Origin of the sequence: Geodermatophilus amargosae, from assembly GCF_041028265.1 — a bacterium.
Lineage (GTDB): Bacteria > Actinomycetota > Actinomycetes > Mycobacteriales > Geodermatophilaceae > Geodermatophilus > Geodermatophilus amargosae_A.
In genome coordinates, this window is the sequence record NZ_JABGCW010000014.1 from 217,727 (window position 1) to 238,447 (window position 20,721).

General features: G+C 76.3%; 21 protein-coding genes. 3 read left to right on the top strand and 18 right to left on the bottom strand.

The genetic code is table 11. From position 1 onward, the window contains the following. Positions 1 to 24: 24 nt before the first annotated feature. The 15 genes from HLV61_RS18095 to HLV61_RS18165 all read right to left on the bottom strand — a co-directional run bounded on the left by HLV61_RS18095 (position 25) and on the right by HLV61_RS18165 (position 14,764). Positions 25 to 408, bottom strand: a complete 384-nt coding sequence (locus HLV61_RS18095) for a hypothetical protein (RefSeq protein ID WP_369257869.1) — start codon at positions 406 to 408, stop codon at positions 25 to 27. Between the two features lie 116 nt (positions 409 to 524). Beyond that, a complete protein-coding gene (gene ccsB, locus HLV61_RS18100; RefSeq protein ID WP_369257871.1) occupies positions 525 to 1,499 on the bottom strand; it encodes a c-type cytochrome biogenesis protein CcsB in 975 nt (324 codons plus the stop codon). Beyond that, positions 1,496 to 3,157, bottom strand: coding sequence for a cytochrome c biogenesis protein ResB (resB, locus tag HLV61_RS18105; protein WP_369257873.1), 1,662 nt, complete (start codon positions 3,155 to 3,157; stop codon positions 1,496 to 1,498). Before resB ends, ccsB begins: the two co-directional genes overlap by 4 nt. Continuing rightward, positions 3,154 to 3,996, bottom strand: a complete 843-nt coding sequence (locus HLV61_RS18110; protein WP_369257875.1) for a cytochrome c biogenesis CcdA family protein — start codon at positions 3,994 to 3,996, stop codon at positions 3,154 to 3,156. Before HLV61_RS18110 ends, resB begins: the two co-directional genes overlap by 4 nt. Next, complete coding sequence (locus tag HLV61_RS18115; protein ID WP_369257877.1) at positions 3,997 to 4,572, bottom strand: TlpA family protein disulfide reductase; 576 nt, start codon at positions 4,570 to 4,572, stop codon at positions 3,997 to 3,999. Then, entirely contained in the window at positions 4,569 to 5,201 is a 633-nt protein-coding gene (locus HLV61_RS18120; RefSeq protein ID WP_369257879.1) for a histidine phosphatase family protein, read from the bottom strand. The genes HLV61_RS18115 and HLV61_RS18120 overlap by 4 nt, the downstream gene beginning before the upstream one ends. Further along, positions 5,201 to 6,583 carry a glutamate-1-semialdehyde 2,1-aminomutase gene (gene hemL / locus HLV61_RS18125; RefSeq protein ID WP_369257881.1) on the bottom strand — a complete coding sequence of 461 codons (1,383 nt, stop codon included), beginning with the start codon at positions 6,581 to 6,583 and terminating at the stop codon, positions 5,201 to 5,203. The genes HLV61_RS18120 and hemL overlap by 1 nt, the downstream gene beginning before the upstream one ends. Next, positions 6,580 to 7,170, bottom strand: coding sequence for a hypothetical protein (locus HLV61_RS18130; protein ID WP_369257883.1), 591 nt, complete (start codon positions 7,168 to 7,170; stop codon positions 6,580 to 6,582). Before HLV61_RS18130 ends, hemL begins: the two co-directional genes overlap by 4 nt. A gap of 10 nt (positions 7,171 to 7,180) precedes the next feature. After that, positions 7,181 to 8,182, bottom strand: coding sequence for a porphobilinogen synthase (gene hemB, locus HLV61_RS18135; protein WP_369257885.1), 1,002 nt, complete (start codon positions 8,180 to 8,182; stop codon positions 7,181 to 7,183). After that, positions 8,179 to 9,702 carry a uroporphyrinogen-III synthase gene (locus HLV61_RS18140; RefSeq protein ID WP_369257887.1) on the bottom strand — a complete coding sequence of 508 codons (1,524 nt, stop codon included), beginning with the start codon at positions 9,700 to 9,702 and terminating at the stop codon, positions 8,179 to 8,181. The genes hemB and HLV61_RS18140 overlap by 4 nt, the downstream gene beginning before the upstream one ends. Positions 9,703 to 9,793: 91 nt before the next feature. Further along, entirely contained in the window at positions 9,794 to 10,729 is a 936-nt protein-coding gene (gene hemC, locus HLV61_RS18145) for a hydroxymethylbilane synthase (protein WP_369257889.1), read from the bottom strand. Continuing rightward, positions 10,726 to 12,084 carry a glutamyl-tRNA reductase gene (locus tag HLV61_RS18150; RefSeq protein WP_369257891.1) on the bottom strand — a complete coding sequence of 453 codons (1,359 nt, stop codon included), beginning with the start codon at positions 12,082 to 12,084 and terminating at the stop codon, positions 10,726 to 10,728. The genes hemC and HLV61_RS18150 overlap by 4 nt, the downstream gene beginning before the upstream one ends. Continuing rightward, on the bottom strand, positions 12,081 to 12,755 hold the full coding sequence (locus tag HLV61_RS18155) for a redox-sensing transcriptional repressor Rex (RefSeq protein WP_369257920.1): 675 nt from the start codon (positions 12,753 to 12,755) through the stop codon (positions 12,081 to 12,083). Before HLV61_RS18155 ends, HLV61_RS18150 begins: the two co-directional genes overlap by 4 nt. A gap of 229 nt (positions 12,756 to 12,984) precedes the next feature. Further along, on the bottom strand, positions 12,985 to 13,236 hold the full coding sequence (locus HLV61_RS18160) for a glutaredoxin family protein (protein ID WP_369257893.1): 252 nt from the start codon (positions 13,234 to 13,236) through the stop codon (positions 12,985 to 12,987). Next, on the bottom strand, positions 13,229 to 14,764 hold the full coding sequence (locus HLV61_RS18165; protein WP_369257895.1) for an AMP-binding protein: 1,536 nt from the start codon (positions 14,762 to 14,764) through the stop codon (positions 13,229 to 13,231). Before HLV61_RS18165 ends, HLV61_RS18160 begins: the two co-directional genes overlap by 8 nt. Positions 14,765 to 14,966: 202 nt before the next feature. On the opposite strand from HLV61_RS18165, the gene HLV61_RS18170 reads away from it, so the two are divergent. From HLV61_RS18170 to HLV61_RS18180, 3 genes are all read left to right on the top strand, one after another. Next, complete coding sequence (locus HLV61_RS18170; protein WP_369257897.1) at positions 14,967 to 15,701, top strand: sigma-70 family RNA polymerase sigma factor; 735 nt, start codon at positions 14,967 to 14,969, stop codon at positions 15,699 to 15,701. A gap of 115 nt (positions 15,702 to 15,816) precedes the next feature. Further along, a complete protein-coding gene (locus tag HLV61_RS18175) occupies positions 15,817 to 17,034 on the top strand; it encodes a DUF5667 domain-containing protein (RefSeq protein ID WP_369257899.1) in 1,218 nt (405 codons plus the stop codon). A gap of 86 nt (positions 17,035 to 17,120) precedes the next feature. Next, a complete protein-coding gene (locus tag HLV61_RS18180) occupies positions 17,121 to 18,029 on the top strand; it encodes an HAD family hydrolase (protein WP_369257901.1) in 909 nt (302 codons plus the stop codon). A gap of 289 nt (positions 18,030 to 18,318) precedes the next feature. On the opposite strand, the gene HLV61_RS18185 is transcribed toward HLV61_RS18180, so the two are convergent. From HLV61_RS18185 to HLV61_RS18195, 3 genes are read right to left on the bottom strand one after another with little or no spacing between them, the layout of a single operon-like run. After that, the gene (locus HLV61_RS18185) at positions 18,319 to 19,230 is read right to left on the bottom strand and encodes a lysophospholipid acyltransferase family protein (protein WP_369257903.1); all 912 of its coding nucleotides are present in this window, start codon (positions 19,228 to 19,230) and stop codon (positions 18,319 to 18,321) included. Next, positions 19,223 to 20,341: an NAD-dependent epimerase/dehydratase family protein gene (locus tag HLV61_RS18190; protein WP_369257905.1), complete on the bottom strand. Its 1,119-nt coding sequence runs from the start codon at positions 20,339 to 20,341 to the stop codon at positions 19,223 to 19,225. The genes HLV61_RS18185 and HLV61_RS18190 overlap by 8 nt, the downstream gene beginning before the upstream one ends. A 10-nt stretch (positions 20,342 to 20,351) precedes the next feature. After that, positions 20,352 to 20,450, bottom strand: a complete 99-nt coding sequence (locus tag HLV61_RS18195) for a 30S ribosomal protein bS22 (RefSeq protein ID WP_012854759.1) — start codon at positions 20,448 to 20,450, stop codon at positions 20,352 to 20,354. Positions 20,451 to 20,721: the final 271 nt, after the last annotated feature.

Consider the following 20,721-nt stretch of genomic DNA (forward strand, 5'->3'; position numbering starts at 1 on the left):
GGCGGCGACTCCCCCGCCCGAGCCCTAGGCGGCGTGGCCGCCGAAGAGGCGGCGCCAGCCGCGCGGCCCGGGCTCGGACTCGCCGTCGGGATCCGCCCCCGGAACGGCCGGGACGGCCGCCATGCGCGCGGTCGCGTCGACCTCGTCGACTCCGGCGCCCCGGATGACGGCGTCCTGGGCCACCGCACCTCGCTGGACGCCGTCCTGGTCGGTGGCATCGGGCCAGCCGAGCCCGCCGCCGGTGGTGGTGTCCCCGGGCCAGCCCAGGTCGCCCTCGGTCCCCTGCGCCGACGCCGGGGCGGTGCCGGGAGCGTGCCGGTCGGCCGGTGTGCCGTCGGGCCGGGAGGCCAGCGCGGCCGCCACGATCGGGTCGGTCCCGGCACCGTCGGCGGCTGCGTGCCTACCCACGGCGGCCCCCCGCACGAGCAGTCATGAACCGATCGAAGCACGGTCCGCCGACGATCCGCGGCCGCACCCCCTCACCCGAGTGACGGGCGGGGCGGGTGGAACGAACGAGGCGCCGGTCAGTCGACACCGCCGTAGCTGTGCAGCCCCGACGACACCATGTTCACGTAGAGCAGGTTGAAGACCATCACGCCGAGGCCGATCACGTTCACCCACGCCGCGGGGCGCCCGCGCCAGCCGGCCGTCGTGCGGGCGTGCAGGTAGGCGGCGTAGACGACCCACGCGATGAACGCCCACGTCTCCTTGGGGTCCCAGCCCCAGAAGCGGCCCCAGGCGCTCTCGGCCCAGATGGCGCCGGCGATGACGGCGAAGGTCCAGATCGGGAAGCCGAAGACGGCGGTGCGGTGCGCGACGCGGTCCAGCGTGGCGGCCGAGGGGATCCGGGCGACCGGCCGGGACGACGACGCGTCGCCCCCGCGGGCCTCGAACCGGCCGCGGACCAGGTACAGCACGCTGGCGATGCCGCTGACGAAGAAGACACCGAACCCGAGGATCGCCGTCGTCACGTGCACGGCCAGCCAGCTCGAGCGCAGCGCCGCCACCAGCGGGGCGCCCTCGACGTAGAGGAACAGCCCGATCGCGACCAGGCTGACCACGACCGGCGCGAGGACGAACAGCCCGAGGTGCCGCAGGCCCGGCGAGCGGACGGCCAGCACGACGAAGGCCACGACGGCGACCAGCACGACCGCGGTGGCGAACTCGTACATGTTGCCCCAGGGCAGCCGGTCGACGGCGAGCCCGCGGGCGACCAGGACCCCGGCGTGGGTGAGCGCCCCGAGGACCGTGAGGAGCATCGCCACCTGCCCCCAGCGGCGCACCGCCGGCGGGTCGTCCAGGACGGGCGTCCCCGGGGTGTGCGTGTCCGGGCCGGCCGGCTCGTCGACGGGGGCGCCGGCGCCGACCAGCGCGCGGGCGGGCGCCGGGCGGCGGCCGAAGGCCAGCTGGGCGCAGAAGGCGACGACGGCCAGCGAGTACAGGCCGACGCTGGCGGAGAACAGGGTGTCCGACAGTCCGGACAACTGGTCGGCGGTCACTCGGGTGGGCCTCCGGTCGGGGATGCGGCCCCGGACGGGGCGCGGGTCGCGGCGCGGGCGGCCAGGGCCGTCCGCAGGTCGTCGGTCAGGGCGGCGAAGCGCGGTGCGCCGTCGCCGCTGCCGCGGGTCAGCGCACCGACCTCGAGGACGGTACCGCCGTCCCCGGGCCGGCCGGCGGCGCGGGCGAAGACCCGCTCCCGACGCAGCAGCAGCATGCCGAGCAGGCCGGCGAGGACCGCGATCGCCGCGGCGAGCACCCACACCTGTCCCGGGTCGTGCGAGAACTGCAGGGCGGCGAACTCCTTGTAACCGCTGAGGGTCACCGTCGTCCCGTCGGGCAGCGTCAGCGACTCCCCGACCGACAGGTTGCCCCGTGCGACCTCGCTGAGCCGGCCGCGCTCGATCTGCGAGGGGTCCAGCGAGTACACCGACTGCGGCAGGCCCGAGTCCAGGCCGAGGTAGCCCTGGTAGGCCACGACCGCCGCCTGCGGCGCGAGCGGGCGCGGGTCGATCGAGGTCAGGATGCCGCCCTGCGTCAGCCCGGTGGGCGCGAAGAAGCCCTGCAGCGCCAGCTGCTGGTCGGTACCGGCGCCGAGGTCGGGGAGCTTGAGCGCGCCCTCGCTGGCCATCGTGCGCTGGTCGGTGGGCAGGAACGGGCTCGAGACGTCGTCGAAGCTCGTCCCGTCGGGGAGGGTGACGGTGAACGTCGGGCTGAACCCGTGGCCGGTGACGTAGACGCGGTCGCCGTCGACGCGCAGCGGGTCGTTGACGCCGATCGTCGTCGGCCGGCCCTCCTCCCCGGGAGGGCCGTAGGTGATGTCGGCGGTGAACGAGGACGCGGTGAGGTCCTCCTCGTACTCCGCGCGGAAGTCACCGAGACCGATGCAGATCGGCGTCAGGTCGCTGCCCTCGACCAGCGCGCCGGAGGAGTGGGTGTCGTACTGCTGGAAGGAGTTGCAGAACCGCTGCCCCTCGGTGACCAGGATGCTGCCCTCGTAGCCCCAGAGCTTGCCGCCGGCCAGCGCCAGCAGCAGGCCCACGAGGGCGAGGTGGAAGACCAGGTTGCCGGTCTCCTTGAGGGCGCCCTTCTCCGCCGAGAGCTCGGCCATGGTGCCGCTGGACCCGGCGGAGGAGGGCAGGGCGCGGTCGCGCCGGACCACGCGGTAGCGGCGGACGCGCAGTTCCTCCTCGACCGCGTCCAGGGCGTCGGCGGCCGGCAGCGTGGTGGGCAGCTCCGCGGAGTCGGGCAGGCGGGTCAGCCGGCGCGGGGCGGGCGGGGCTGCGGTGCGCAGCGCGCGGGCGTGCTCGACGGCGCGCGGCAGCACGCAGCCGATGAGCGAGACGAACAGCAGGAGGTAGACCGCGGCGAACCACGGCGAGCCGAAGACGTCGAAGAGGTGGAGCCGGTCGAGCACCGGGGCGAGCGTGGGGTGGTCGGTGAAGTACTGGCGCACGGTGCTCTGCGACAGCGAGCGCTGCGGCAGCAGCGAGCCGGGGATGGCGGCGAGCGCGAGCAGGAACAGCAGGATGATCGCCGTCCGCATCGCGGTGAGCCGCCGCCACTGGCGCAGCAGGAACCCGCCGGTGCGGCGCAGCGCCGACGGGCGGGTCGGCGGGGTGGGGGCCGCCTCCGGTCGCGGCGGGGCGGTGATCGTCACAGCGGCGTCGCCTCCCCCAGCCCGGTGACGGCCAGCCAGGACCGCAGCCAGGCCATCATCTCGGTCCAGGCGCCGGTGACCAGGAGCAGGCCGACGACGACGAGCACCGCACCGCCGAAGCGGGTGACCCCGCGGGCGTGCCGGCGCAGGAACGTCGTCGCCCCGACCGCCCAGCGGGCACCGAGCGCGACGAGCACGAACGGCACACCCAGGCCCAGGCAGTAGGCGACCGACAGCAGCGCGCCGCGGCCGGCGGTGGCCTCGGTGTAGGCCAGCGAGTAGACCGCCGACAGGGTCGGGCCCAGGCACGGCGTCCAGCCCAGCCCGAAGACGACGCCGAGCAGCGGGGCGCCGGCCAGCCCCGCGGCCGGGCGCACCGACAGCCGCGCGGTGCGCTGGAGGAAGGGCAGCCAGCCGAGGAAGCCGAGGCCGACCAGGATGACGACGGCGCCCATCACCCGGGTGATGACGTCGTCGTACTGGACGAGCAGCCGGCCCAGCCCGCCGAACGCGGCGCCGGCGGCGACGAAGACGGCGGTGAAGCCGAGGACGAACAGCAGCGCGCCGAGCACCATGCGCCCGCGCGGGGTGCGCTCGTCGGTGCGGACGGCGGTGGCGGTCGCGGTGCCGCCGGTCCCGCCTGTACCGCCACCGGCCGCCGGGGTGGGGGCCGGGGCGGTGCGGGCGCCGCTGCCGACCAGCCCGGTGACGTAGGACAGGTAGCCGGGGACCAGCGGCAGCACGCAGGGCGAGGCGAAGCTGACCAGCCCGGCCAGCGCGGCGACCGCGGCGGCCACCAGCAGCGGGCCGTCGGTCACCAGGTCGCGGATGCCGTCCACTCAGCCCTCCCCGAGCAGCCGGTCGAGGACGGCGCGCAGGTCGTCCTGCGACACCTCGCCGGTGTAGACGGCGGCCACCCGGCCCTCGCGGTCGAGCACGATGGTGGACGGGATCGCGTTGGCCGGGTAGTCCCGGAACGCCAGCGCGACCTCGCCGGCGGGGTCGTAGAGCGAGGGGAACTCGATGCCCTCGCTGTCGACGAACGCCTGCCCGAACTGCTCGTCGGCCTCCTTGACGTTCAGCCCGACGAAGGCCACGCCCTCGTCGCGCACCTCGGCGAAGACCTCCTGGAACTGCGGCGTCTCCACCCGGCAGGGCGCGCACCAGGAGCCCCAGAAGTTCAGCACGGCGATCTGCCCGTCCAGCTCGGCCGAGGTCCAGTCCCCGCCGCCGAGCAGCGTGCCGCCGAAGTCGGGCGCGGCCGCCCGCTCGCCGTCGGGGATGACCTCGCCGTCGGGCGTGCCCTCGACGAAGCGGAACTCACCGCCGTTGGTGACGTCGACCTGGCCCTCGCCGGTGGCGCAGCCGGTCAGGAGCGCGAACGCCGCGAGCGCGGCGGGGAACAGCCGCCTCATGCGCCGGGGACCGCGTCGGGGTCGGTGGCACCCGCGGGCTCGGCGTAGGAGATGCCGGCGACCCGGTCGCCCTCGTAGGTGACCGAGGTGACGCTGGCCAGCCCGCACTGCCGGCGGCGCGGATCGTGCGCGTACCGCCGGCCCTGCAGGTGCAGGCGCAGGGTCCAGATCGGCAGCTGGTGGCTCACGCAGACCGCCGCGCTGCCGCGGGCGGCGTCCCGGGCGGCCTCGACGGCGAGCAGCATCCGCGCGGCGATCTCCACGTAGGGCTCACCCCACGACGGGCGCACCGGGTTGCGCAGCTTCCACCAGTCCCGCGGACGGCGGGCCACCCCGGCGCCGCCGCCGACCCTCGTGCCCTCGAAGGCGTTGCCGGCCTCGATCAGCCGCTCGTCGACGGCGACCGGCAGGTCCAGCGCCTCGGCGATCGGCGCGGCGGTCTGGCGGGCGCGCTCGAGCGGGCTGGACACGAGGTACGTGACGTCGCGACCGGTGAACCACTCCGCGGCGCGGCGGGCCATGCCCTCGCCGGCCTCGGACAGCCGGAAGCCGGGCAGCCGGCCGTAGAGCACGCCGGTGGGGTTGGACACCTCCCCGTGCCGGAGCAGGTGGACGACGGTCGACTCCATCAGGGCTGCAGCTCCTGGGCGTCCTTGGAGTCCGCGTCGGACGGGGCGTCGGCGGGGTCGGCGGCAGCGGCGGCGCGGGCGGCGGCCGGCAGCGCGTCGAGCACCCGCTCCACGGCCTCGTCGTCCAGCGCGGCGCTGACGAACCAGGACTCGAACGCCGACGGCGGCAGGTACACGCCGCGGGCGAGCATCTCGTGGAAGAAGGCCCGGTGCGCCGCGGTGTCCTGCGTGCGGGCGTCGTCGTAGTCGTGCACCTGGCGCTCGTCGGGGACGAAGAAGACGGAGAACATCGAGCCGGCCTGCTGCACGCGGTGCGGGACGCCCGCGGCGAACAGGGCCGCGCTGGCCGCGCCGCGCAGGGTGACCGCGACCTGGTCGCAGCGCGCGTAGACGTCGTCGGTGCACAGCCGCAGGGTGGTGAGCCCGGCGGCGACGGCCACCGGGTTCCCCGACAGCGTGCCGGCCTGGTACACCGGCCCGATCGGGGCCAGCTGCTCCATCAGGTCGGCGCGGCCGCCGAACGCCGCGGCCGGCAGCCCGCCGCCCATGACCTTGCCGAAGGTCATCAGGTCGGCGTCGACGGGGTCGAGGCCGTACCAGCCCGAGCGGGACACCCGGAAGCCGGTCATGACCTCGTCGAGCAGCAGCAGCGCGCCGTGCGCGGCGGTGATCCGCCGCAGCGCGGCGTTGAAGCCGTCGCGCGGCGGGACGACGCCCATGTTGCCGGGCGCGGCCTCGCTGACGACGACGGCGATGTCGGACCCGCGCTCGGCGAAGACCGCCTCGACCGCGGCGACGTCGTTGTAGGGCAGCACGATCGTGTCGGCAGCGGCGCCGGTGGTGACGCCGGGGGTGTCGGGCAGCCCGAGCGTGGCGACGCCGGAGCCGGCCGAGGCCAGCAGGGCGTCGACGTGGCCGTGGTAGCAGCCGGCGAACTTGACCACCAGCGGCCGGCCGGTGGCACCGCGGGCCAGCCGCACCGCCGAGAGCACCGCCTCGGTGCCGGAGTTGACCAGCCGGACCCGCTCCACCGGGGCGACGCGGTCGACGATCTCCTGCGCCAGGTCCAGCTCGCCCTCGGTGGGCGTGCCGAAGGAGAACCCGCGGCGGGCGGCCGCGGTCACCGCCTCGACGACGGCCGGGTGGGCGTGGCCCAGGATCATCGGCCCCCACGAGGCGACCAGGTCCACGTAGCGGCGGCCGTCGGCGTCGGTGAGCCAGGGCCCCTGTCCCTGCGCCATGAAGCGCGGGGTGCCGCCGACGGCGCGGAAGGCCCGCACCGGCGAGTTCACCCCGCCGGGGGTGACGCGCTGCGCGCGGGCGAACAGGTCGGCGGAGACGGGTGCCGTGTAGTCGTACCGCGTCGTGTCCAGCGAGGTCACGGCCCCAGTGTCCCCCTGCTCCCCCCGCGGCCGTCGGGGGTGTCGGGGCCCGCGCCGTGTGACACTCCGCTCTCCGACACCGCGCTCTCCGACACCGCGCGATCCGACACCGCGCGATCCGACACCGCGCGATCCGGGACCCCGTCGAGCAGCGCGGCGGACAGGGCGGCGGGATCGCGGGTGGGTACGAGCACGGTGCGCCCGTCGGTCAGCCGCAGCGGCAGCCCGGTGCGCCCGCGGGGCACCGACCAGCCGCCGCCGAGGACGGGGGCGCCGGCGTCCACGCCCGCCGTGCCCGCGCGGACCGCGCGCAGGTGGGCGGCGTCGACGTCGGCCAGCGGCACCCGCTCGCGGCCCACGGACAGCGCGCGGTCGGGACCGGCACCGGACACCCGCACCGTCCACACCCGGCGGGCGGCGGAGCAGCCGAAGGCCACGATCCCCAGCACTCCCACCACGGCGAGGACCGCCGGCAGCGGCGGCACGCCGGGTCCGGGCAGGACCACGTCGAGGACGGCGAGGAGCCCGAGGACCCCGGCGGCCAGCCAGAGCGGCCGCCAGGAACCCCCGGGCTCGACGTAGGACATCAGCGGCCGGTCACCGGCGCAGCAGGCGCGCGGCCTCGACCGCCCAGTAGGTCAGCACCTGGCCGGCACCGGCGCGGCGGATGGCGGTCAGCGTCTCGATGATCGCGCGCTCGCGGTCGATCCAGCCGTTGGCCGCGGCCGCCTCGACCATCGCGTACTCGCCGCTCACCTGGTAGGCGCTGACCGGGACGTCGACCGCGTCGGCGACCCGGGCGACGACGTCCAGGTAGGGCAGCGCCGGCTTGACCATGACGGCGTCGGCGCCCTCCGCGAGGTCCTGGCGCACCTCGCGCAGCGCCTCGTCGGCGTTCGGCGGGTCCATCTGGTAGGTCGAGCGGTCGCCGAACTGCGGCGCCCCCTCGGCCGCCTCGCGGAAGGGCCCGTAGAAGCCGGAGGCGTACTTGGCGGCGTAGGCGAGGATCGGCGTCTCGGGAAGGGCGCGGGAGTCCAGCGCCCGGCGGATGGCCGCCACCTGCCCGTCCATCATCCCGCTGGGCGCGATGACGTGGGCGCCGGCCTGCGCCTGCGCGATGGCCACGGCGGCGTAGCGGTCCAGCGTGGGGTCGTTGTCCACGACGCCGGCCGGGGTGACCACGCCGCAGTGCCCGTGGTCGGTGTACTCGCACAGGCAGAGGTCGGCGATGAGCACCAGCTCGTCGCCGAGGTCGTCGCGCAGCTGCCGCAGCGCCACGTTGACGATCCCGTCGGCGGCGTCGGCCTGCGACCCCACGGCGTCCTTGTCCGACGGGATGCCGAACAGGACCAGCCCGCCGATGCCGGCCTCGGCCGCCTCGTGCGCGGCCTTCCGCAGCGAGTCCGGCGTGTGCTGGACGACGCCGGGCATCGAACCGATCGGCACCGGCCCGGAGATGCCCTCCTTGACGAACACCGGCAGCACCAGGTCGGCCGGGGCCACCCGGGTCTGCGCGGTGAGCCGCCGCAGCGCGGGCGTCGACCGCAGCCGGCGCCCGCGCGCGAAGCCGGGGGTGCCCCCGCCCTGCGGGGAGGTCACTCGCCCTCCCGCTGCGCCTCGGCGTGGGCGGCCAGCGCGTCGACCAGCGGCACGACGGCCGCGGTCTCCGGCTGCACGTCCACCCGCAGGCCGAACTCCTGGGCGGTGGCCGCGGTGGCGGGGCCGATGACGGCGACGACGGTCTTGGCGTGCGGCTTGCCGGCGATGCCGACCAGGTTGCGCACGGTGCTCGAGGAGGTGAAGCACACCGCGTCGAAGCCGCCGCCCTTGATCGCCTCGCGGACGGCGGCGGCCGGCGGGGCGGCGCGCACCGTGCGGTAGGCGGTCACGTCGTCGACCTCCCAGCCGCGCTCCTTGAGGCCCGCGGTGAGGGTCTCGGTGGCGATGTCGGCGCGGGGCAGCAGCACCCGGTCGATCGGGTCGAGGACGTCGTCGTACTCGGGGAAGTCGGCGAGCAGGCCCTCGCTGGACTGCTGCCCGGAGGGCACCAGCTCCGGCACGATGCCGAACGCGCGGACCGCCTCGGCGGTCTGCTCACCGACGCAGGCGACCTTCACGCCGGCGAAGGCGCGGGCGTCGAGGCCCAGCTCGGTGAACTTCTCCCGGACCGCGCGCACCGCGTTGGCCGAGGTGAACACGATCCAGCCGTAGCGGCCGGTGACCAGGCCCTTGATGGCGCGGTCCATCTGCGCGGGGCTGCGCGGCGGCTCGACGGCGATGGTGGGCACCTCGACCGGCACCGCACCGTAGGCCCGCAGCCGGTCGCTCATCTCACCGGCCTGGTCCTTGGTGCGCGGCACCAGCACCCGCCAGCCGAACAGCGGCCGGCTCTCCCACCAGGAGAGCTTGCCGCGCTTGTCGACGACCGAGCCGACGGTGGCCACGACCGGCCCGCTGAGCGCGTCGAGGCCGGCGGTCTTCTCGGCGACGGCCGAGAGCTTCGCGACGACGCTCTTCTGCCCGGTGCCCGAGCCGCCGGTGGTGACGACGACGGGGGTGCTGCCGGACAGGCCGCCCTCGACCAGCCGCGCCGCGGCGTCGGGGAGCTGCTCGGCGCCGCCCTGCAGCACGACCGGGGCGCCGAGGGCGCCCGCGGCCCGGGCCAGCGCGGGGAGGTCGACGCCGCCGTCGCGCAGGTCCGCGGTCAGCGAGGTGCCGCCGAGCGCGACGCCGGCGAAGGCCGGGACCGCGGTCGAGGCGGCGACGCCGGGGACGACGTCGAAGGGCACCGAGGTGCGGCCGACGGCCAGCGCCTCCTTGACCACGGCGTCGGAGGTGAACGGGTCACCGGCGACCAGTCGGACGACCACGTCGCCGTTCTTCGCGGCGGCGACGGCGCCCTTGGCGACGTCGGCCGGCTCGCCGGAGACGACCGTCGGCTCGACACCGGGGCTGCTCTCGCGGACGGCGTCGAGGAGGGCGGCGGGCACGTCGGGGTCGACGAGCAGCGCCGTGGCCTCGGCCAGCGCGGCCGTGGCCCGGGCTGTGAGCATGCCGGGGTCACCGGGGCCGGCGCCGACGAAGACGACGCGGCCTGGGGTCTTGCGGAAGCGCGTCATCGCGAGCTCCTGGTCCTTGGTGGTGTCGTGGCCCTCGGGAGGGCGTGGGTGGGGGTCTGGGGAGCCGGGGCGGTCTGCCCGGCGGGGGTGGTCACCGGGACGCGGCCATCAGCTCGGCCGCGCCGCGGTCGAGCAGGTCGGCGGCGAGGTCGCGGCCCAGCCGCTCCGCGTCGCCGACCGGGCCGGTGGCCGAGCCGCGGACGCCGTCGCTGCCGTCGAGCGCGGTGACCGAGGCACGCAGGTACAGCTCGGCGCCGTCCTCGCCCTCGGCCAGCTCGGCGTAGGCGGCGACCGGGGCGCTGCAGCCGGCCTCGAGCGCGGCCAGCGTCGTCCGCTCGGCGAGCACGCAGGCGCGGGCGCCGGCGTCGTCGAGGGCGGCGAGGAGCTGGAAGGTGGCCTCGTCGTCGGCGCGGCACTCGACGGCCAGGGCGCCCTGCGCGGGGGCGGGCAGCACCTGCAGCGGGTCGAGGGTCTCGGTGACGGCGTCGAGCCGGCCGAGGCGGGCGAGCCCGGCGCGGGCGAGCACGACGGCGTCGAGGTCGCCGGGGACGACGCGGGCCATCCGGGTGTCGACGTTGCCGCGGATCGGCACCACCTCGAGGCCCAGGCCCAGGGCCCGCAGCTGGGCGACCCGGCGCGGGGCGCCGGTGCCGATGCGGGCGCCGGCGGGCAGCTCGCCCAGGGTGAGTCGGTCGCGGGCGACGAGCGCGTCGCGCGGGTCCTCCCGCGGCGGGACGGCGGCGAGCACCACGCCGGGCTCGGGCGCGGTGGGCAGGTCCTTGTAGCTGTGCACGGCGACGTCGACGGTGCCCTCGAGCAGCGCGGCGCGGATGGCCGTGACGAAGACGCCCGTGCCGCCGAGCTGGGTGATCGCCGCGGCCGACCGGTCGCCCTCGGTGCTGATGTGCACCAGCTCGACCGGCACGCCGCTGGCCGCGGTGATCGCGTCGGCGACCGTCTGGGACTGGGTGCGGGCGAGCTGGCTGGCGCGGGTGCCCAGGCGCAGCGTGCGGGTGGTGGTGGTCATGCCGCACCGCCCGGGCGCAGGTCGTCGGGGTCGACGGTGACCGCCTCGGCCAGCCGCCCGCCGTCGGCGGGGACGTCGGTGTCGATGCCGAGGCCGAACAGGGCCCGCAGCGCGTCGGCGTAGTCGACGCCGCCGGGGGTGCCGGCCAGCTCCTTGACCCGGACGGTCGGCTCGTGCAGCAGCTTGTCGACGACGCGCCGCACGGTGCGGGAGATCTCGCTGCGGGCGCGGGCGTCGAGGTCGGGCAGCCGGGTGGACAGTCGCAGCAGCTCGGCGTCGACGACCTCGGCGGCCTGGCTGCGCAGCGCGGAGACGGTCGGGGCGACGGCGGCGGCCTGCTGCTCGGCCCGCAGCAGCGCGGTCTCGGCCTCGATGAGCGCGTGCGCGGCGGCGACGTCGGCGGCGGCGGCGGCCGGTCCGGTGCCGCCCGCGGCCGAGCGCTCACCCTGCAGCAGCGCCAGGTCGACGAGGTGCACCCCCGGCAGCGCGGCGACGCCCGGGTCGACGTCGCGGGGCAGTGCCAGGTCGACGACGGCCAGCGGCCGGCCCGCGCGCCCGGCCATGGCGCCCGCGACGACGTCGGTGCCGACGACCAGGCCCGTGGCGCCGGTGCAGGTGACCACCACGTCGGCGTCGGCGACCGCCTGCTGCAGGTCGGCGAGCTCGGCGGTGCCGCCGTCGACGGCCGCGGCCAGCCGGGCGGCCGACTCCGGCGAGCGGCTGGCGACGGTGACCAGCGCACCGCGCCGGGACAGCGTGGTGGCGGCCAGGGCGCCCATGGAGCCGGCGCCGACGACCAGCGCCGGGCGGCCGGCCAGCGGGCCGACGCGCTGCTCGGCGTGGTCGAGGGAGACGGTGACCAGCGAGGCACCGGCGCGGTCGATGCCGGTCTCGGAGTGCACCCGCTTGCCCACGCGCAAGGCGTGCTGGGCGACCGGGTGCAGCGCGCGGCCGACCGTGCCCTCGTCCTGCGCGAGGGCGTAGGCGGCGCGCAGCTGGCCGAGCACCTGCGTCTCGCCGACCACCATGGAGTCCAGGCCCGCGGCCACGGTGAACAGGTGGGCGACGGCCTGGTCCTCGTAGTGCACGGTGACGTAGGGCGAGAGCTCCTCGACGCTGGCGCCGGCCTGGCGGGCCAGCACGCGGCTGACCTCGGACACACCGCCGTGGAAGCGGTCGACCTCGGCGAAGACCTCGACCCGGTTGCAGGTGGCCAGCACGAGCGCCTCGCTGACGTGGTCGCTGCCGACCAGCTCGTGCAGGGCCTTGACCTTGTCGTCGGCGCTCATCGCGACCTGCTCGAGCAGTGCGACCGGCGCCGTCCGGTGGCTGATGCCGACGGCGAGCAGGCTCATGCCATCCCCCCGGCGGGCGCGAGCTCGGCCGGCGCGGGCGCGCCCCGCTGCTTGTCGAGGAAGGCGAGGACCTGCAGCTCGACGGAGAGGTCGACCTGGCGCACGCCGACGCCCGCGGGCGCCGACAGCGCCACCGGCGCGAAGTTCAAGATGCTCCTCACCCCGGCCGCGGTCAGCCGGTCGCAGACCGGCTGCGCCACCTCGGCCGGTGTCGCGATGACCCCGATCGTCGCCCGCGTCTCGGTGACGACCGCGTCGAGTTCCTCCATCGGCCGGACCGGCAGGTCGCCGATGCGCTGCCCCACGCGGTTCGGGGAGGCGTCGAAGAGGCCGACGAACTCGAAGCCGCGGTTGCCGAACCCGCCGTAGCCGGCCAGCGCCGACCCGAGGTTGCCGATCCCGACGAGGACGCAGGCGTGGGCGGTCTCCATGCCGAGCACGGCCGCGATGCGGTCGCGCAGGGTGGCCACCTCGTAGCCGACGCCGCGGGTGCCGCAGGGACCGAGGTGGGAGAGGTCCTTGCGCAGCCCGGCGGGGTTGACGCCGGCCGCCGCGGCGAGCTCTCCGGAGGAGACGGTGCCACGGCCGCCGTCGGCGAGTCCGGTGAGCACCCGCAGGTACACGGCGAGCCGGGCGACGGTGGCCTCCGGGATCCGGGGCCGCGACTGCATCACGGGCCTACTCCACAGCGGTCGCGCCCGGGCGCCGGCGGGAGCCTGCGGGGGCGGACGACATCGGGGATCCGGGTGGAGCACCACCCGGCGACAGCCACGGTAACCGCTTGTGAACGCAGGAACAAAGTCGCGCCGACAACCGCAGGCCCGGGGCCTGCGCGGACGCGCCGCGCTGTGTCCGACACCATACCCACCCGGGCGTCGGCCGCCCCTCGCGGGGGGACCGTCAGGGGATCCCGAGGTCCCGGCGCAGGCGGGGGACGTCGACGGTGAAGTAGGAGTGCTCGCGGCCGTCGAGCAGCACCACCGGCACCCGGTCGCCGTACTCGGCCTGCAGCTCCGGATCGGTGTCGACGTCGACCTCGTCGGTGCCCACCCCCGCCTCGGCGGCGATCCGCGCCACCGTCTCGGCCGCGGTGACGCACAGGTGGCAGCCGGCCCGGGTCAGCAACCGCAGCCGGGCGGCGGCCTCAGTCACCGGCGTCCTCCTGCTCCTCCGTCGCCGGCAGCCCGAGCTCGCGCAGCCGGGCGCGGCTGATCTTGCCGGTGAGCGAGTGCGGCAGCGCCGACCGGAAGGTGATCGACGTCGGCACCTTGTAGCGGGCCAGGGCGGCCGCGGCGTGCGCCCGCAGCTCCGCGGCGGTGGCCTGCGCCCCGGGCACCAGGACGACGACCGCGCGGACGGCGGCACCGGTCCGCGCGTCGGGGACGCCGATGACCGCGCTCTCGGCGACGGCGGGGTGCGCGTCGAGGACCCGCTCCACCTCCGCCGGGTAGACGTTGAAGCCGCTGACCAGCACCAGGTCGCTGCGCCGGTCGACCAGGTGCAGGTCGCCGTCCCCGTCGCGGTAGGCGAGGTCGCCGGTGGCGAGCCAGCCGTCGTCGTCCGGGCCGTCGGCGCCGTGGGGCCAGAAGCCGGCGAACAGGTTCGGGCCGCGCACCTCGATCTCACCGGGCCCCGTCTCGTCGACGTCGCCGGTCCGGTCCGCGGACACGTCGCGGAGGACCACCTCGACGCCGGGCACCGGTCCGCCGATGCAGGCGGGCTTGGCCCGGCCGGTCGCCAGGGTGCTGGCCACCACGGGGCAGGCCTCGGTGAGGCCGTAGCCCTCCCACACCCGGACCGCGGCGCGGTCGCGCATCGCCGTCCAGGTCTCCTCCGGCAGCGGCGCGGCACCCGAGGAGGCGATGCGCACTGCGGCGAACGCCCGCCGCAGCCCGGCGTCGCTGCCGTCGGCGTCGGCCACGCCCAGCCAGGCCTGGTACATCGGCGGCGCGCCCGGGACTGCGGTGACCTGCTCGCGGGCCATGACCTCCAGCGACGCCTGCGGGTCGAAGGCCGACTGCAGCACCGCGCACGCGCCCGTGGCCGCGACCAGGCCGAACCCGGCATTGAGGCCGTAGACGTGGAAGAGCGGCAGGACCAGCAGCACGCGGTCGTCGGGACGCACCGGCGGCGGCTGCATCGCCAGGCACTGCTGCTGGTTGGCGCGCAGCGCGCCCGCGGTGAGCATCGCGCCGCGGGGCCGGCCGGTGGTGCCGCTGGTGTAGGCGAGGAAGGACAGCGCGGCGGGGTCGTCCGGGTGCTCGGGCGGCGGGCCGTCGTCGTCGGGCGGCCCGGCCAGCACGGGGACGCCCGCGAGCGGAGGCCGGTCGGCGGCGGTGACCAGCAGGGCGGCGCCGGAGTCGGTGAGCAGGTGCTCGAGCTCGGGGTCGGTGTAGCCGGTGTTCACCGGGACGACGACCAGCCCGGCGCGCAGGGCGCCCAGCACGGCCCGCAGCCAGTCGACGCCGTTGGGCAGCTGCACCGCGACCCGGTCCCCCGGCGCCGGCCCGCGCGCGCCGTACCCGGCGGCGGCGCGGTCGACGAGCGCGTCGAGCTCGCGCCAGGACAGCCGCGTCCCGCCGTCCACGACGGCGGGGGCGTCGGGACGGTCCCCGGCCGCGGCGCGCACGAGGGCGGCCAGGCCCGTGGGAGCCGCGGTCCCGGTCACCGGCGGGGTCACGGGCACCTCCTGCGGGTGGCGGCCGGTCGCTCCGGGGAGGTACCGCGGGGTACCACTCGGCCGGTCGACGTGGACTGTTCGCAGTGATGTTGTCACCATGGGAGAGGACCCGCAGCACCGCGGGACCCCACACGAGCCGGGAGGACCCCCGTCGGGCGAGCCGCCGCGGCTGGGCGGGCCGACGAGGAGGTCGACGTCCCGCATGCCGCGGTCCCGCCCGGTGGACGAGCGGTCCTCCACCGTCCCGGCCGGGGGGCGGTCCGGTCCGCATCCCCGCCCGACGCCCTTCGCGCGCAGCGGAGCGGAGGACGCCGCTCCGGAGGGCGACGAGGACGACGACGGCGCCCTCGCCGCGGAGCCGGCGGCGCCCGAGGAGGACCAGCCGGGCGACCGGGTCGACGTCTGGGCGCTGGTCCGGCAGGCGCAGGACGGCGACGCCGAGGCGTTCGGCCGGCTCTACGACCACTACGTGACGCTGGTCCACCGCTACGTCCTGCACCGCGTGGGCGACCGCGCGCAGGCGGAGGACTTCACCAGCGAGACGTTCGTCCGCGCGCTGCGGCGGATCGACTCGCTGTCCTTCCAGGGCCGCGACGTCGGCGCGTGGCTGGTGACCATCGCGCGCAACATCGTCCTCGACCACGTGAAGAGCAGCCGGTTCCGGCTGGAGGTCACCACCGCGGACATGCGCGACGCCGACCGGGCAACCGACGGCCCCGAGGACGCCGTCGTCGCCCGGCTGACCAACGACCAGCTGCTCGCGTGCATCCGCCAGCTGGGCGGCGATCAGCAGGAGTGCATCTCGCTGCGCTTCCTGCAGGGGCTGTCGGTGTCGGAGACCGCGGCGGTCATGGGCAAGGGGGACGGCGCGGTCAAGGCGCTGCAGCACCGGGCCGTGCGGCGGCTGGCGAGCCTCCTCCCGGAGGGGCTCCGGTGACGGGGCGGACCTCCTCGGGAGGACACCCCGGGATCACCCGCCGGCACCCCGGAACGGCCCCTCACCTGCGTCGTCGCTCCCGGCGACCCCGCCCCGACCGACCCGGAGGACCCAGGTGAGCGACCGGCACGATGCCGCGGGAGCGTCCCGCCGCGCGTCGGTGCACGGACGCGCGGCGGCCCTCGAGGACCGGCTCCGCGCACTCGCCACCGACCTCGACGACGAGCCGTCCCCGGACTTCCGCGCCGCCACCCGCGCCCGCCTGGTCGCGATGGCCGCCGTCCGCTCGCCCCAGCCGGAGCCGCGGCGGGGTCTCGCGCGGCTCGCGGCGGCCCGGCCGGTTCGCCGCCGTCGGGCGTGGCGGGCCCGGCTCGCCGCCGGGGTCGCCGGCGCGGCCGTGGCGGTCACGGCGCTGGGCACGCTGGTGGCACTGTCCACCGACGCCGAGCCGGGCGACACGCTGTACGGCCTCAAGCGGGGCACCGAGCAGACCCAGCTCGCGCTGGCCGGCGACCAGCGCGGCCTCACGCTGCTCGGGCTCGCCACCACCCGGCTGCACGAGCTCGACCGGCTCGCCGACTCCTCCGGAGCGCCGCCCGTGGACCTGGTGCTCGACACCCTCGCCACCATGGACGCCCAGACGTCCGAGGGCGCCGCGCTGGCGCTCTCGCAGGCCGTCGCCGCCGGCGACGCCGGTTCCCTCTCGGTCATCAGCGGCTGGGCGCAGGACCAGGGCGACGGGCTCGCCGGTCTTCGGGCGGTCCTCCCCGGCGACGCCGGGGACGCCGCGAGCCGCTCGCTGGGACTGGTCGGCGACGTCGGCACCCGCGCCGAGGAGCTGCGGGCCGCTCTCGACTGCCCCACCGGCGTCGCCGTGGCGGGCACCGACGACCTCGGTCCGGTACCCGCACCGTGCGCCGCCCCCGCGACGCCGGACCCGTCCGCCCCGGCGGATCCGACCACCGGGACCAACGCTCCGGTCCCCGACGAACCGGCCGCCCCGCCGTCGTCGCCCGCGCCGTCCTCCCCGGCACCCTCCGGTGCGCCCGCATCGCCGTCTCCGGACAGCGGCTCTCCGGGATCGACGGGCTCCGGCGGGACGGGCCCGGGCGGTGGGTCGGCGCCCTCCGGAGGCGGCGGCGGGCCGACGACGTCCCCACCCCCACCCGGTGGCGGCCTGCCCCTGCCGGTCCCGCCGCTCCCGGTCCCCGGGGGCGGCGGCCGGCCGTCCGTGCCGTCCGTCCCGTCCGTGCCGTCCCCGGTCCCGGTCCCGCCGTCCGCACCGGTCCTGGACCTCCCGCTGCCCGTCTGCCTCTGGCCGATCGTCTGCTGATCCGGCTCCGGCGGCCCGGCGGCCGCTCGGTAGTGTCGGCCGGTGCCGCCCCGAGGGCGGCGGGACCACCCCAGGGGAGGGAGCCCGTGCCGGGTCTGCCGTTCCGCGGCCGCCGCAAGCCGGACGCCGGGGCACCGACCGAGGACGAGATCCGCGCGCACGTCGCGGGTGCCGCGTCCGCTGCCGCCGCCGAGGTCGAGCCGGTGCCGGCCGTGGTGGCCGACCGCACGGCAGCCGCGTTCTTCGACGTCGACAACACGATGATGATGGGCGCCTCGCTGTTCTGGTTCGCCCGCGGCCTGGCCTCCCGGAAGTACCTGACCTCGCGCGACCTGAAGCGGTTCGTGTGGCAGCAGGCGAAGTTCCGCATCGCCGGCAACGAGAGCGCGGGCGACATGCTCACCATCCGGGAGAGCGCGCTGGCCTTCGTCACCGGCCGGGAGGTGGCCGAGATCGTGCAGGCCGGCGAGGAGATCTACGACGAGCTCATGGCCGACCGGATCTGGTCGGGCACCCGCAACCTCGCCCAGCAGCACCTCGACGCCGGGCAGCGGGTGTGGCTGGTGACCGCCACGCCGGTCGAGCTGGCCCGGATCATCGCCCACCGGCTCGGCCTCACCGGGGCTCTCGGCACCGTGTCCGAGGTGGTGGAGGGCCGCTACACCGGCCGGCTGGTCGGCGAGCTGATGCACGGCGAGGCCAAGGCGGAGGCGGTGCGGGCGCTGGCCGAGCGGGAGGGCCTGGACCTCGCCCGCTGCACCGCCTACAGCGACTCGGCCAACGACCTGCCGATGCTCACGCTCACCGGGACGGCGGTCGCGGTGAACCCCGACACCGAGCTGCGCGCCGTCGCCCGCTCGCGCGACTGGACCATCCGGGACTTCCGGACCGGTCGCAAGGCCGCGCGGATCGGCGTCCCCACGGTCGCGGCGGCGGCCCTCACCGGCGGCGCCGTCGGCGGCGCGCTCGCCTTCCGCCGCAGGCGACTGCTCTGAGGAGCGGGGGCCCGGAGGGTCCCCCCCGACGAGGCGCAGGCGGGCGCGGCCCTCAGGTCGGGTACGGCTCCTCCGATCGTCGGCCTGCGGCCGACACCGCGGCCACGCACCGTCCCCGACCTGCGCTGGGCGTGTCCCGCCCCTCGTCGCGGGAGCCTCCGGCCCCGCTCCTCGGCGCGCCCAGCAGGGCGTCCTCCGCTGGCACCCGCGACACCCGGCCGTCCCCGACTCCCGAACGCGGCTGCGACCCGCTCCTCGGCGGACCCTCCGGGTCCGCACTCGTCGCGGGTCAGGAGAAGACGGAGGTCCGCTGCAGGAGGAGCTGGTAGATCGACTGCTGGATCGTCTCGCGGACCTGGTCGGTCAGGTTGAAGACCAGCATCGGGTCCTCGGCGGCCGCGGGGCCGTAGTGCGCCGTCTCGATCGGCTCACCGAAGGCGATGAGCCACTTCGACGGCAGCGGCACCAGCCCGAGCGGGCCGAGCGCGGGGAACGTCGGCGTCACCGGGAAGTACGGCAGGCCGAGCAGCCGCGCGAGCGTCTTCGCGTTGCCGATCATCGGGTAGATCTCCTCGGCGCCGACGATGGCGCAGGGGACGATCGGCTTGCCCGTCCGCAGAGCCGCTGTGACGAAACCACCCCGGCCGAACCGCTGCAGGGTGTACCGCTCGCGGAACGGCTTGCCGATGCCCTTGAACCCCTCCGGGAAGACGCCGACCAGTTCGTCGCCGCACAGCAGCCGCTCGGCGTCCTCGCTGCACGCGAGCGTGGCGCCGAACTTGCGCGCCAGCGAGCCCACCACGGGGAGGTCGAACACCAGGTCGGCGCCGAGCAGCCGGAACCGGCGCTGCGCGGGGTGGTCGTCGTGCAGCGCGACGGTGGTCATCAGCGCGTCGACCGGCACGGTGCCCGAGTGGTTGGCCACGACCAGTGCCCCGCCCTCGGTGGGGACGTTCTCGACGCCGTGGGTCTCCACCCGGAACCAGCGGGAGAACAGCGGGCGCAGGGCCGGCAGCAGCACGTGGTCGGTGAGGTCGGTGTCGAAGCCGAACTCGTCGGTCTCGTACTCGCCGGTCAGGCGCCGGCGGAGGAAGTCCAGCCCGCCGGCCACCTGCTCGTCCCAGCTGGGGTCCGACGCCGGCGGGACGTGCGACTGCCCGTCGTCGTCGGGGCGCAGCGGGATCACGCGGGCCTCAGGCATCGCGCACCGCCCGCAGTCCCGGCGGGGCCGGTGCCGGCCGCAGCCGTCCGTGCACCGTCGTCCCCACCGAGGAGGCGACCGACCCGGCGCGCGCGACCAGCTGCTGGGCGCGCGACGTGACGTCGCCGACCAGCTCCGGGGGGACGACCGGCGGTGCCGTGAGCGCGTAGTCGGCCAGCGCCTCGGCGGTGGTGTAACGGGGCGTGTAGCCGAACTCGGTGCGCAGCACCGTCGTGTCGACCACCCGGCCGAAGTTGAGCAGGCGCATCTGCTCGGGTGAGTAGTCCACGTAGCCGAAGCGCCGGGTGAGGCGGCCCAGGGAGCCCAGCGCGGGCGAGGGCACCGGCAGCTGCAGCCGGCCCAGCCGGCGGATGGCCTGCGACAGCAACAGCGTGCCCTCTCCCCCGACGTTGACCGTGCCGGCGAAGTCCCCGGTGGTGGCCTGGGCGAGCACGCCGAGGGCGTCGTCCTCGTGCAGCAGCTGGACGCGGGCGTCGTAGCCGAGCGCGGTCGGGACGACCGGCATGCGCAGGAACCCGGACAGCACCGAGTCGATGCGCGGGCCGATGAAGTTGGTGAACCGCAGGACGGCGACCCCGACGTCGGGCCGGCGGCGCGAGAAGGACCGCACGTAGCCCTCGATGTCGAGGCTGTCCTTGGCGAACCCACCCGAGGGCACCCGCCGGGCCTGCATCGCCTCGGTGAAGACGGCGGGGTCGCGCGGCGAGGCGCCGTAGACGGCGCTGGTCGACTTGAGCACCAGCCGGCGCACCGAGGGCGCGCGCTGGCAGGCGGCGAGGAGCTGCATCGTGCCGATGACGTTGAGCTCCTTCATCGGCCCCCGGCCGCCGGATCCGGCGGGCGTGGAGCTGATGTTCATGTGCACGACGGTGTCGACCGCCGCGGTGCTGATGACCTTGCCGATCAGCGGGTTGCGGATGTCGGCACGCACGAACTCGGTGCGGCCGAGGCGGCGGAGCAGCTCCGCCGACGGGGGGACGGTGTCGACCCCGATCACCCGGTCGATGGCCGGGTCGCGAGCGAGCTCGGCCGCCAGCGCACCACCCAGCCACCGGCTGACACCGGTGACGAGGACGACGGCAGGCGGCACGAGCGTCAGCTCACTTCTTGTTGCGACGCTGCACGCGGGTCTTCTTGAGCAGCTTGCGGTGCTTCTTCTTCGCCATCCGCTTGCGGCGCTTCTTGATGACCGAACCCATGTCCTGCTCCCGACGTCGTGGCCGCGTGTCGCGCCGGGGCCACGGGGGCGGAACCGGACGCCACGCGAGTGTGGATCAGCTCGTGTACGACGGCTCCGGCCGGGGCCGGGGTGTCGCTCGGCGTCCGAGCCTACCCGGCGCCCCCGCGGCGACGCTGCCGCGGGAACCGGGCCGGACCCTCCTGCGAGGGAGTACTGCTCGTCGGGTCGTGCCGGGTGGGCCCCGGAGGGGTCCGCGCAGGCGCGACGGGTGGGCTCGGGCCGTCCGGGGG

What these genes read in the sequence shown, in the direction of transcription:
- HLV61_RS18185 (WP_369257903.1), bottom strand. Translation starts at nt 19,230, where the DNA reads ATGCCTGAGGCCCGCGTGATCCCGCTGCGCCCCGACGACGACGGGCAG.
- HLV61_RS18195 (WP_012854759.1), bottom strand. Translation starts at nt 20,450, where the DNA reads ATGGGTTCGGTCATCAAGAAGCGCCGCAAGCGGATGGCGAAGAAGAAG.
- HLV61_RS18115 (WP_369257877.1), bottom strand. Translation starts at nt 4,572, where the DNA reads ATGAGGCGGCTGTTCCCCGCCGCGCTCGCGGCGTTCGCGCTCCTGACC.
- HLV61_RS18130 (WP_369257883.1), bottom strand. Translation starts at nt 7,170, where the DNA reads ATGTCCTACGTCGAGCCCGGGGGTTCCTGGCGGCCGCTCTGGCTGGCC.
- HLV61_RS18150 (WP_369257891.1), bottom strand. Translation starts at nt 12,084, where the DNA reads ATGAGCCTGCTCGCCGTCGGCATCAGCCACCGGACGGCGCCGGTCGCA.
- HLV61_RS18140 (WP_369257887.1), bottom strand. Translation starts at nt 9,702, where the DNA reads ATGACGCGCTTCCGCAAGACCCCAGGCCGCGTCGTCTTCGTCGGCGCC.
- HLV61_RS18155 (WP_369257920.1), bottom strand. Translation starts at nt 12,755, where the DNA reads ATGCAGTCGCGGCCCCGGATCCCGGAGGCCACCGTCGCCCGGCTCGCC.
- HLV61_RS18170 (WP_369257897.1), top strand. Translation starts at nt 14,967, where the DNA reads ATGCCGCGGTCCCGCCCGGTGGACGAGCGGTCCTCCACCGTCCCGGCC.
- hemC (WP_369257889.1), bottom strand. Translation starts at nt 10,729, where the DNA reads ATGACCACCACCACCCGCACGCTGCGCCTGGGCACCCGCGCCAGCCAG.
- HLV61_RS18120 (WP_369257879.1), bottom strand. Translation starts at nt 5,201, where the DNA reads ATGGAGTCGACCGTCGTCCACCTGCTCCGGCACGGGGAGGTGTCCAAC.